Genomic DNA, 13,313 nt, shown 5'->3' with positions numbered 1-13,313 from the left:
ACAATTGTTCAGGGCTTCTTCACAAACTTTTCAATGAATAAGAGCAAGTTCTCATCGACAGGAAGGTCAGGATCGTTGTAAACAGCCATCTGAGCCTGACGGTCTGTCGTAGCACAATCCTTTAATACATGGTTCATACCGTCTATCAAATGCATTTCGGCAGAAGGTAATGCTTGTTTTAATAATTCTGCATCTTTTACAGAGACCTGTATATCTGTTTTCCCCTGTAACAACAGGACAGGAATAGTCAGTTTCTTTATCTCTTTCTGCGGATCGTATTTATAGCAAGAGATCAGGTATGGCTGAACGGAAGAACGAAACAAAGCCTGCAATCCCAGGGGCACACTCGGAACCAGCTTACCTGCTTTCAGGGAGTCGTTGATAGATACCACCATTTTCCGTATCACTTCAGGCTGTCCTGCCATCTGTTCTTCCAACAGATCCGACATAGGCCGTCCCGCTCCTGCCAGCGAAATATATCCTTTCACCTTCGGATTATCCTGGCTGGCCAGCATTCCAACAAGTGCTCCCTCACTATGACCGGCTATATAAATACCACTCAGACGACGATCGCGGGATAAAAGATCAATCCATTCGCGTACATCTTTTATACCGTCTTCAAAACGCATGGAATACTCGTCTTTCCCGGCACCTGTGCTGGATGCAATACCTCGTTTATCAAAACGCAGGGAACCAATACCTCTCCTACCCAACTCTTCAGCCAGGTATTTCAGCGAATTATTCTTCATACCAGCCACAGCCGAATTGCCATCCATATCGGTTGGTCCTGAACCTGCAATAATCAAAACTAACGGAAAAGTAGCTGTTCCCGGAATTATCATCTTTCCATTGATCTTTCCCGATGAAGTACTCAGGCTAATTGGACGTTCATTTAACCGGACGGGCATCTGGGCAGAAATAGCCCCCCCCCAAAACAACAAACAAAACGATATCAATATTCGGTAAAATTCACGTCGCATATACAATTGAATTATATTATATCCGACAAATCTAAGAAAACAAAATGATAATTCATCCATTTTCACCAAAGTAATCTATAGGGTAGAAATAAATTGAAGAATTTATTAAAGGGAGAAGAAATCAAGGATAACATCGTTCTAGCAGAACTATTTAAAAACGACACTGCAAATATAGTATATTTTTTATTATCAATGAATAAATATATTAAAATTGATCACTAAATACAATCTATACAGCCCGATCTGTTAATTATTAATTACTCGATAAAGTTAATTCATTTTCTTGTTTTTTTAACCAACCACAATTAACACACTAAGGTACTGGTGATTACAAGTTGTGATTAAGCCTGAGTTCTGCTAGGACTATGTTAACAACAACACTAGTATTAATTATCAATCAAAAAGCACATGAATTACAGGTCTATTTTAAAGCAAAATCAAATCTCTTTGCTTTTAATCGCACTTGCTTTTCCTGTTTCAGTAACCACATCTTCCCTGTATGCCACTACAGCAGAAGTATCTATTACCCAACAGAAAAAAGCCATAAGCGGAATCGTTTTCGATGGTGGAATGAACGAGCCACTAATTGGAGCGAATGTGGTTGTCAAAGGAACAACAAACGGTACAGTTACCGATCTTGACGGAAAATTCACACTGGAAGCCAATCCTAATGACATTCTGGTAATCAGTAGCATCGGGTTTAAAACCGTAGAGATTAAAGCTTCTGAAGCAGCCAAAGGAAAAATCACACTAGCAGAAGACTCACAGGCTCTCGATGAAGTCGTTGTTGTTGGTTATGGTGTCCAGAAAAAAGCTAACTTGACGGGGTCTGTCGCAACAGTTAAAGCAGAAGCCATAGAATCCCGCCCTGTTTCGAGCGTATCAGCGGCCCTGGCCGGACAGATGCCTGGTGTTACTGCAATTCAAAGTTCCGGTAAACCCGGTGAACAGACAGGTTCTATTACTATTCGTGGTAAGAACTCTGTAAATGCAGCCAGTCCGCTGGTTATCGTAGACGGTGTTCCGGGTAGTATGAACACGATTGATCCGTCTGACATCGAAAGCCTGACTGTTTTGAAAGATGCCTCTTCGGCTGCCATTTATGGTGTGCAGGCCGCCAACGGTGTAATCCTGATCACGACCAAGAAAGGTAAAAAAGGAGAAAGAGCCAGTGTTAGCTATTCCGGTAGCGTCGGTTGGTCTACTCCAACTATGCGCCCGAAGTTCCTGGGCTCTGCCGATTATGCAATGCTGTATAACGAAGCAACCCTGAACGATAACCCCAACAACCCGCTTCGTTTCACAGATCAAGATATTGAGTTGTATCGTAACGGATCAGATCCTTACGGACACCCCAATACAGACTGGTACAAAGAAACAATGAACAAAAATGCCATCGAAACGATGCATCACCTGGGAATCAGCGGAGGCTCGGAAAAAACCAGCTATAACGCTTCAATCGGCTATACCCAACAGAACGGTTTGATCGACGCCAATAACTACAAGCGTTTTAATGCACGTACCAGTGTCGACTCACAAATCAACAAATGGTTCTCTGCAGGGTTGAATTTATCCGGTTACAGAGGAACTTTAATGGATAGCTGGAATCGCGTTTCCGGTATGACTCAGTTTACAAACCGTGCCACTCCCGTAGAAGCTATACGCAACGAAGAAGGAACTTTCCTGTATCACGGTAAAGATAATCCGGTTGCTTTATTAGGACGCGACGGTTTCAGAAGAGACATGAACCAACAGGTAAACGGAACTGTGTATGCGCAGGTAAATGTCCTACCGAATCTGACCGCTAAAGCCTTATTCTCTGTTCGTAACGATGAAAGAAGTGAAGAAGGATTTAAGTCTCAGGTAAATTACGGTCTTAAAAATGAAGCAACAACAGGTCTCCGCGAGGCTTACGAAAAACAGACTTGGTGGAACTGGTACACGACACAGGTATTAATTAACTATAACGAAACCTGGGGTAAGCACGACTTAGGTTTACTGGGAGGTTTCGAACAAATCGAACATACTTATAAAAGACTGGAAGCCGAACGTAAAGGTGGTGGCAATAATGAGCTGCAGGAATCATTAAGTACACTAGATGCCTCTACACAAACGAATAAGGAAAAAAGGTACGAAGTAGCTCACCGTTCATATTTTGCCCGTGCACAGTACGGCTTTGCCGATAAATATCTGTTTGAAGCCAACGTTCGTATCGACGGTTCTTCCCGTTTTGCTTCCGACAATCGCTGGGGTGCCTTCCCTGCTTTCTCTGCCGGTTGGAGAATCACGGAAGAAGAGTTTATGAAGAATGCCGATATCAACTGGTTAAGCAACCTGAAGTTGCGCCTCGGCTGGGGACAGACCGGTAACGAAGAACTTAAAGATGAAGAAGTATATCTGACCGTTCCTTCATATGCATATCAGGAATATATATTAGGTAATAATCTGTATGCTACGACATATGAAAGCCGCTTCGCTAACAAAGACTTGAAATGGGCTACCGTTACCAGCTGGGAAGGCGCTATCGAAGCTTCATTCCTGAATAACAAATTAGGTTTCGAACTGGCTGCTTACAAGAAGACTACCAACAATATGTTGCTGTACCTTCCCGTACAAGGTATCTTCGGTATGGACGCACCACGTCAGAACGCCGGAAAGGTGGAGAATAAAGGTTTCGACCTGAGTATCTTCCATAACAATGTGATAAATAAAGATTTCAGATATGATATCATGTTCAATCTGGCGTATGTACATAATGAACTGACAGACTTAAAAGGTACAGAAGGTAAGGAACCGGGTGACGGAAGAGGTAACTTTTGGTACCTGGAAGGTTATCCTATCGGTTCTTACTACGGATATGTAGCCGACGGTTATTTCAATACAGAAGAGGAATTAAAGAGCCTTCCGAAACGTACCGGAACAGAACAACTGGGTGATATCAAATACAAAGACCTGAATGGTGACGGAAAGATCGACCTGGCTAACGACCGTACCGTTATCGGTAAAGAGTTTCCGAGCTGGACAGCCGGCTTAGGTGTCAATTTATATTACAAAGATTTTGACCTGTCGTTATTCTTCCAGGGTGCATTCGATGTGGATGCTTATGTGAATGGTGAAGCGGCTTATGCATTCTTCAACGGCGGTAAAGTGCTGGAACGCCATCTGGATCGTTGGACTCCGACCAACCATAATGCTTCTTACCCCCGTATTACGATGTCTGACCAGATCAACTACCAGTTCTCTTCATACTGGCTGGAAGATGCATCTTATGTACGTCTGAAAAACCTGACACTCGGCTACAACCTACCGAAGGCTTTGTTGAGTAAAATCAACCTGACAAGAGTAAAAGTATTTATCAGTGGTGAAAACCTTTTTACAATTACAGGCATGGATAGCCTCGACCCGGAATCTGCACCAAGCAGTTCTCGCGGAGGTCTTTACTCAAACGTAAGAAAGATCTCGTTAGGTCTTAAAGTTGGATTTTAAATAACAGTTTATCAATCAGAAATATGAAAAAGAGTTTTATATATATAGCCATTTCAGCAGTAAGCCTTCTGGGTTTTACTTCTTGCAGCGATTTTCTGGATAGAATACCGCAGGATGAACTATCCGATGGCAGCTATTGGAAAACGCCGAATGATGCCAAAATGTTTGTAGCCGATGTGTACAGGCAGATCCTGCCTGGAAAATGGACCGGTGATATCGATGGCGATATCGATTCTGACAATGCCGTACACGGTATCAAATGGGCTGCCGGTAATGTTTCAAAAGGTATTTACGATCCGGGAGATATGGCATGGACAGACGAGTATAAAGCGATTCGCTCATGTAATGTCCTACTGGAGAAAATCGACCTCATACCCGATTATGATCAGGCGGATAAAGAGGCTACCATAGGAGAAGCCCGCTTTATGCGCGGATATATCTATTTTGGTTTGATACAGACGTTTGGAGATGTACCGTATGTAGAAGGAACGCTCGACCTGCATGATATGGGCAGTATAACACGTACTCCTGCAGAAGAGGTATACGCCAAAATAATAGAAGATTTCGATTATGCTATCGCCCATCTTCCGGCACAATGGGGGAGCAGCGACTATGGACGTGCAACCAAAGGGGCTGCCAATGCAATGAAAGCACGTGCTGCTCTTTATTTCCATCATTATGACACAGCCGCTGATGCAGCAAAAGCAGTGATGGATTCCGGTGAATATGAACTGTTTGATGCAGCAAATACCGGACAATATGCCAAACTATTCTGGGAAGAACAGGAAGCTTGCAAGGAAGCAGTCCTGGTAAGACAAAACATAGCCGGTAAAAAGGATGACGAATGTTATATCATCGGTTGGGAAGCATTCCCAACATTGGGATGGGGCGGTATTAACCCGACACAAAGCTTGGTGGATGCATTCGAATGTATCGATGGCGCTCCCATCGCTGAATCTCCTTTATATGACGAAACGAATCCGTTCAAGGATCGCGATCCACGTCTGGAAGTTTGTGTATTGCATGACGGAGAAACCATGTATAACGTAACGGTAAAAACAGCACCTTTGAAATCAAGCGGTAGCACCGGAGTTGCTCAACACAATGACGCTACGGCAACCGGATATTATCAACAGAAATGGCTCGACCCGAGTATCGACCCACAATCGGATGGATGGAACATGGGTAAAGACTGGCATGTAATCCGTTATGCAGAAGTATTGCTTACGTATGCTGAAGCGAAAAACGAACTTGCCGGACTGGACGCTTCCGCTTTCGATGCAGTCAATCAGGTACGTCGCCGTGTAGGTATGCCGGATCTGCAAAACTCTGATGCGAGCAAACCCACTTATTGCGGAACCCAGGATGCCCTTCGTCAGCGTATTCGTAACGAATGGCGTGTAGAATTCGCTCTTGAAGGCAGCAAGCGTAAATGGGATATCCGCCGTTGGGGTATTGCCAAAGATGTATTAAACGCTCCGTTCCTGGGGATGAAATACAAAATGGTAGATGATCCGGCTAATGCGGACCCGAAAGATGAAGGTAAAGTATGTATCCTGTATCAGGGAGAAAACATCAAGCTGACAGGCAGCAAATATGAAGATCATAACTATTTGTTCCCGGTTCCACAGTCTGAACTCGACCTGAACCCAGCCTTAGGACAAAATCCGGGTTACCCTACGAAGTAATCTTGTTTATTTAGATCTATAATACAGATGTCAGAGGAGGGATGTTAAATATTCCCTCCTCTTTTCTTCGATTAAATAACCGATTGTACACATGAAATATATCCAATATATTATTTGCCCTGTACTTTTTCTCACCTGTTTCCTTTTATTGGAAGGACCGATGTTTTATATACCTTACTATCATGAACAACACCATTTATTCCTTTTCACCCAAACCTATTTGAATTGCCATCTTTCCACGCCGGGACAACCGCTCGATTACCTGACCGATTTCTGTATACAGTTCTTTTACCTGCCTCATATCGGAAAAGCCTGGTTCGCATTATTACTCGCTCTCCCTTATCTTTTGAACGTCATGATTTACCATAGACTAACAAAAAAATACGATCTGTTTTTATTCTCCCTATTCCCTTCCCTCTGGTTACTGATCCAATATCTGTCTGTCGACTTTCCGGTGACTTATCTGGTCGGACTGATAGTTTGTCAACTAGTTTTCCTGGGTATAAGTTCTATTACCTCCAATCGGTTAAAGTTTATATTGCTTATTCCGGCGATTGCTATGCTGTATCTTATATGCGGATGGATGTATCCGGTTATTACACTTGCCATTATACTTGTTCCAGCACTCTCTGCTTTATCTGTGACTCAATATATAAAAAAGAAATACCGTATCTCCTTCATTATCCTAAGTTTACTTGTTTATGCGGGAGGAACATTCTACTTTTTTATTTTTTCATATAACATGCGTGAACGGCTGATTATTGAAGCAGAAATGCATCTCAAAGCCGGGCAATGGGAACAGGTTGCAGACTGTTGCCGACGATACCGGGGCAAGAACCAACTGGTCATGTATTTTAACAACCTCGCCCTTTACCACACCGGAAAAATAGCATACAATCTGTTCGACTATCCACAAACGATGGGAGTACAATCGTTGTACCTGCCCTGGAAAAGCGACAGTCGCCAAACGGAATACGGACATTATGTATATGAGCAACTCGGCTACATCAACGAAGCGCACCGCTGGGCCTTTGAAGCCATGGTTGTATTCGGCGAAACAGCTCCGAACCTCATTAATCTGATCCGTTATAACATCGTCAACCACCGCCCGAAAGTTGCCATGCGCTTTATCCGAAAATTAAAGCATTCTCTTTTCTACCGTAAACAAGCAGAAGAATTAGAAAAACATCTTTTTTCCGGAGAGTTACCCGGATTAAAAGCGCTCTCCTACGATAAAACAGAGAAAGTTCGTTTTGCCAACATACTGAACATAGGCCCTGAGCTCAATTATTTATGTGATAAAGACTCTACTAACCGGATGGCATTCGAGTATCTGATGAGCGACCTGTTACTCAGCAACCAGTTAATCCGTTTTGCAGAAAACCTGAAAAGAATACGGGCTTTCTCCTATCCGGAATTTCCCCGGATATACGAGGAAGCACTCTATACCTACCGTCTGGGAGTGGATGAAGAAACCTTCAACAAACTGGGTTTCAAAATCAGCCCTGCCACAGAAGAGAGATTTAAAACTTATTATTCCCTTTATCAGAAAAAGGATATGCAAGAACTAAAAAACAAGTTCGGCAACACTTACTGGTATTACCTCAACTTTCTCAGCCCTTATGGAAACAAAATCATCAACAAATAGCCTGCTCCTATTACTATTAGTCATAGTATGCAGCTGTACTCAATCCCGCATAATCCCGGAAGTACAGACTGATAAACCAGTCTCCATCTTCCCCGACTACACCGGAGTAACCTTCCCTTCCAATATAGCTCCTCCCAACTTCAGGATACAGGAAGACGGAGAAGAATATTACACGGAAATAGGAAGCAAAGACAAAGCTTACATCACGATCCGGAACAGTCGGTCATCCGTAATTATCCCTCCCGACAGATGGAAAGAACTGACTAAACAAGTAGCCGGCAACACGTTTTATATCCGGATATGCATCCTCCAAAACGGTAAATGGACTCAATATCCAGATATTACCAATGTGATAATACAATCAGCCATAGATCCTTACCTCGTCTACCGGCTACTCTATCCGGGTTACGAACTGTGGAACCAAATGGGTATTTATCAGCGCAACCTGACCTCCTACGAGGAAACTCCCCTCATCGAAAACCAATCCATAGAAAAAGGTTGCTTAAACTGCCATACATTCTGTAAAAATTCTCCGGAAACGATGATGATACATATACGTGGAGAGATAGGAGGCACCTTAATTTACCGGCAAGGGACTATAAACAGGACAGAAGTCAAAGCACCAGGAATGAGTAACTCCGGAGCCTATGCATCTTGGCATCCGGGAGGCAGATACCTGGCCTTTTCCGTCAACGAAATTCAGCAGTATTTCCACTCTACCGGCCCTAAAGCAGTAGAAGTATCCGATTCAGAGTCGGATCTGGTCATACTGGATACGGAAACAAATTCACTTATCACAGATACTGCCATCTACGGTGAAAAGTGGATGGAGACCTTTCCGACCTGGAACCCTGCCGGAGATATGTTATATTATTGCCGTAGTAAAGCAATAGACAAAAAAACTCCGCTCGATAGTATCCGTTACGACCTGTACCGGATTCCTTTTCATGTAGAAGATGAGAGTTTCGGTACTCCCGAGTGTGTATTCAAAGCGTCCGAAACGGGTAAAAGCGTCTCTTTCCCTCGTATTTCACCAGACGGAAAATTCCTGATGTTTACCTGTTCCGACTATGGAAATTTCTCTATCTGGCATCCGGAAAGTGAATTATATCTACTCAATCTGGCAACAAACAATATACGTAATATGGAGGAAGTAAACAGCAACAATGTGGAAAGTTTTCACACATGGTCGTCCACCGGGGAATGGTTTGTTTTCAGCAGTAAACGGTTGGACGGATTATGGGCACACCCTTATATAGCAAGCTTTGACAGTCAGACAGGCACAGCCGGAAAACCCTTCATTCTCCCCCAGGAAGATCCTGATTTCTACCTTGATTTCACGAAGACATTCAACCTACCGGAACTGATTACCAATCCCATAGAAAACAGAGATGAACTGGTTGGCGGATACCGAAATAATTACTATCTTCGCCCACAATTAACTACTAACATCAATTTCAATAATTCATGAAGAAAAAAGGATTAACATTATTAGTGGCGACCACATTAGCCAGCAGTGTATTATTTTCCTCTTGTATCGGATCATTTGGTTTAACTAATAAGCTTCTGGACTGGAATAGAAATATCGACAGTAAGTTTGTAAACGAATTAGTATTTATTGCTTTCTGGATTGTTCCCGTTTACGAAATATCTGCACTTGCCGACATTCTGGTTCTCAACTCCATTGAATTCTGGAGTGGAAACAACCCTGTTGCAGATGCCGGTACTGTTAAAACAATAGAAGGTAAAGATGGGGTTTACACCGTTGAAACGAAAACTGACGGATACCATATCCAGAAAGAAGGTGAAGAAAAAGCAATTGACCTGGTATTCGACGAAACCGACAAGAGCTGGAGCGTTGAAGCAGATGGTGAAACAACCAAATTACTGAAGTTCAAAGACAACGACGAAGTCGTTATGTATCTGCCCGACGGTAAAGAAATGAACGTTGAGCTGAATCAGGCCGGTGTTCTGGCATTCCGTCAGGTGGCTGAAGGATATTCTTTCTACGCAGCAAAATAAGCTGCATCTAAATTCATAAGGGTGTACCAAAAGTATACGTGCTATCATACGGACTTTTGCTATACCCTTTTATTAAGCTATACCAATCTAAATAAATACAGATGAAACACTCTATCAAAAAAGCCGTGCTCTCAGGAGCATTCAGTTGCTTCCTATTGGGGTCCGTACTGGCTGACGGTACGACTACGCCCCAGACCACGAAGCCCTATTGGCAAGACGTTCAAGTCGTTGCTGTAAACAAAGAGCATCCACGCACCTCATTTATGACGTATGGTGACCGTTCGACAGCTCTCACTTCCCGCTTTGAAAAAAGCCCGTATTATTCATTATTGAACGGTACATGGAAGTTCTTCTACGTAGACTCTTATAAAGATCTTCCCGCTAATATCACAGATCCTTCTGCCAGCACCGCATCATGGGACGATATTACCGTACCGGGCAACTGGGAAGTACAGGGACATGGCACAGCTATCTACACAAACCACGGTTATGAGTTCAAGCCACGTAATCCGCAACCTCCGCTATTGCCGGAAACTAACCCGGTAGGTGTTTACCGCCGCGACTTCGAAGTGCCGGTAGGCTGGGACGGACGCGATGTCTATCTCCATATTGCCGGAGCCAAATCAGGCCTTTACGTATATGTGAACGGCCAGGAAGTCGGTTACAGCGAAGATTCTAAAAACCCGGCAGAGTTTCTGATCAACAAATATCTGCAACCGGGTAAAAACGTACTTACACTGAAGATATTCAGATGGAGTACCGGTTCTTATCTGGAATGCCAGGACTTCTGGCGTATCAGCGGTATTGAACGTGACGTATTCCTATGGTCGCAACCGAAGGTGGCAGTCAATGACTTCCGTGTGATCTCCACACTGGACGATACATATAAAAATGGTATCTTCAAACTGGCTGTGGATATTAAGAACCACACCAAAGAAGCAAAAGACATTACCGTATCTTACGAGTTACTGGATGCAAAAGGTCAATCTGTTGCAACAGCCGATAATAAGCTATGGGTTGGTGCCAACGATATCAAAACAGTCTCTTTCGCAAAAGACCTGAATGACATCGCAACCTGGAGTGCCGAACATCCGAACCTTTACAAACTGTTGATGACAGTAAAAGAAGACGGTAAAGTAACGGAAGTTATTCCTTATAACGTTGGTTTCCGCCGTATCGAAATCAAGCCGATCGATCAGATCGCCGGTAACGGAAAGCCTTACACAGTCCTGTTATTCAACGGACAACCGATCAAGTTCAAAGGAGTGAACATTCATGAACATAATCCGCTGACCGGACATTATGTAACGGAAGAACTGATGCGTAAGGACTTCGAGATCATGAAAAAGCATAATATCAACTCAGTTCGCTTATGCCACTACCCACAAGACCGTAAGTTCTATGAACTTTGCGATGAATATGGTTTATATGTGTATGATGAAGCGAATGTGGAGTCACATGGTATGTATTATAGCCTGAGCAAAGGCGGCTCACTGGGTAATAACCCGGAATGGCTGTTGCCGCACATGGATCGTACAATGAATATGTACGAACGAAACAAGAACTATCCGTCAGTAACTATCTGGTCGCTGGGTAACGAAGCCGGAAACGGTTACAACTTCTACCAGACTTATCTGTATGTTAAAAATAAAGATAAAGAACTGATGAACCGCCCCGTAAACTACGAACGTGCTTTGTGGGAATGGAATACGGATATGTATGTTCCTCAATATCCGAGTGCAGGATGGCTGGAAGAAATTGGAAAAGAAGGTAGCGACCGTCCGGTAGCTCCGTCGGAGTATGCACATGCGATGGGTAACTCTACGGGGAACCTTTGGGGACAATGGCAGGCGATCTATAAATATCCGAACCTGCAGGGCGGATGGATCTGGGACTGGGTAGATCAGGGGTTACTTGTTAAAGATGAGAATGGAAAAGACTATTATGCTTATGGTGGCGACTTTGGTATAGACATGCCTAGCGACGGTAACTTCCTTTGCAACGGTCTTGTTAATCCGGATCGCACTCCGCACCCGGCAATGGAAGAGGTAAAATTTACTCACCAGAATATAGGTTTCGAAGCTGTAAATGTAGCCAATGGTGTATTCAAGATCACTAACCGCTTTTACTTCACTAATCTGAAGGATTATATGATTACTTATACAGTGAAAGCGAACAATAAAGTAATCAAGAGCAATAAAGTGTCACTTGATCTTGCTCCACAGACCTCACAAGAGATAACTATTCCGGTAGCCGATCTGAAACCACAGGCAGGCACGGATTATCTGGTCAACTTCGTCGTTACATCAACCAAGCAAGAAGGTCTGGTTCCCGCCGGTTACGATATCGCACAGGATCAGTTCCGTTTGCCCATTGAAGCAGATAAAGTTGCTTATAAAGCCGGTGGCCCTAAACTAACGGTATCAGAAGAAGGAGACAATGTGAAAGTTACATCTTCCAAGGTTAACTTCGTATTCGATAAGAAAGCGGGAGTTGTTACTTCCTATAAAGTGGGCGGAACAGAGTACTTCAATGAAGGTTTCGGTATCCAACCGAACTTCTGGCGTGCACCCAACGATAACGATTATGGTAGTGGCGACCCGAAACGTTTGGAAATATGGGAACTGTCAAGCCGTAACTTCAATGTAACGAATGCCTCCGCTGAAATAGTCGATGGCAATGCGATTGTAAACGTCGACTATAAATTACCTGCCGGCAACCAGTTCCTGATCACTTATAAGATCTATCCTGACGGTGTTATGAATGTGGCAACTCATTTCACTCCGGCTCATCTGGATGGAAAGAAGATTGAAATTTCTGAAGCGACTGCTACTGCGACTTTCTCACCGGGCCGTGATAAGGTTAGCGACCGTGATAAAATGGTCGTTCCCCGTATCGGTGTACGTTTCCGCCTGCCGGTTACTATGGACCAACTGGAATACTTCGGACGCGGTCCGTTAGAAAACTATTGGGATCGTAAAGCCGGTTATATGATCGGACAATACAAGAGCACAGCAGAAGATCAATACTTCCCTTATGTCCGTCCGCAGGAAAACGGTCACCATTGCGATACCCGTTGGATCACACTGGGTGGTAAGGGTAAAAACCTGTTGATCGTAGCCGACGACGAAATGGAATTCAATGCAATGCGCAACTCTGTTGAAGACTTTGATGCCGGTAAGACAACCAACCGTCCATATCAATGGAACAACTTCACGCAGGAAGAAATAAACAACCGTCCGAATATCGGCCCGTACGACAAACCTCGCCAGACACACATCAACGATATCACTCCACGTAATTTCGTCGAGGTATGTGTCGACCTGAAACAAGAGGGATTGGCCGGTTACGATAGCTGGTATTCCCGTCCGGAACCTGAATACACATTACCTGCCGACAAAGAATACAAGTGGGGCTTCACCATCATTCCGTCAGCAAATGCCAACAGTGCACAAAAGAAAGCTGGCTATAGCTATAAATAAATAAGAC

Annotated in this window: 7 protein-coding genes; 6 read left to right on the top strand and 1 reads right to left on the bottom strand. The window is 43.7% G+C overall.

Annotated elements, in window-relative coordinates:
• Positions 1-8 precede the first annotated feature (8 nt).
• On the bottom strand, positions 9-980 hold the full coding sequence (locus BQ7394_RS06155) for an alpha/beta hydrolase (protein WP_075556563.1): 972 nt from the start codon (positions 978-980) through the stop codon (positions 9-11).
• A 408-nt stretch (positions 981-1,388) separates the two neighbouring features.
• Here BQ7394_RS06155 and BQ7394_RS06150 point away from each other — a divergent pair, with 408 nt between their 5' ends.
• From BQ7394_RS06150 to BQ7394_RS06125, 6 genes are all read left to right on the top strand, one after another.
• Positions 1,389-4,466: a SusC/RagA family TonB-linked outer membrane protein gene (locus BQ7394_RS06150; protein WP_075556562.1), complete on the top strand. Its 3,078-nt coding sequence runs from the start codon at positions 1,389-1,391 to the stop codon at positions 4,464-4,466.
• Positions 4,467-4,489: 23 nt separating this feature from the next.
• Entirely contained in the window at positions 4,490-6,154 is a 1,665-nt protein-coding gene (locus tag BQ7394_RS06145; protein WP_075556561.1) for a RagB/SusD family nutrient uptake outer membrane protein, read from the top strand.
• 91 nt (positions 6,155-6,245) lie between these two features.
• Complete coding sequence (locus BQ7394_RS06140) at positions 6,246-7,802, top strand: DUF6057 family protein (RefSeq protein ID WP_075556560.1); 1,557 nt, start codon at positions 6,246-6,248, stop codon at positions 7,800-7,802.
• Positions 7,777-9,273: a TolB family protein gene (locus tag BQ7394_RS06135; RefSeq protein WP_075556559.1), complete on the top strand. Its 1,497-nt coding sequence runs from the start codon at positions 7,777-7,779 to the stop codon at positions 9,271-9,273. The genes BQ7394_RS06140 and BQ7394_RS06135 overlap by 26 nt, the downstream gene beginning before the upstream one ends.
• Positions 9,270-9,824 (top strand): DUF3332 domain-containing protein, encoded by a 555-nt coding sequence (locus BQ7394_RS06130; RefSeq protein WP_075556558.1) that lies wholly within the window; start codon positions 9,270-9,272, stop codon positions 9,822-9,824. The genes BQ7394_RS06135 and BQ7394_RS06130 overlap by 4 nt, the downstream gene beginning before the upstream one ends.
• Before the next feature lie 101 nt (positions 9,825-9,925).
• Entirely contained in the window at positions 9,926-13,306 is a 3,381-nt protein-coding gene (locus tag BQ7394_RS06125) for a glycoside hydrolase family 2 TIM barrel-domain containing protein (RefSeq protein ID WP_075556557.1), read from the top strand.
• Positions 13,307-13,313: the final 7 nt, after the last annotated feature.

It is taken from the genome of Parabacteroides timonensis (assembly GCF_900128505.1).
Classification (GTDB): domain Bacteria; phylum Bacteroidota; class Bacteroidia; order Bacteroidales; family Tannerellaceae; genus Parabacteroides; species Parabacteroides timonensis.
The sequence above is the reverse complement of the archived record's forward strand: the minus strand, read 5'-3'. Positions and strand labels throughout refer to the sequence as shown.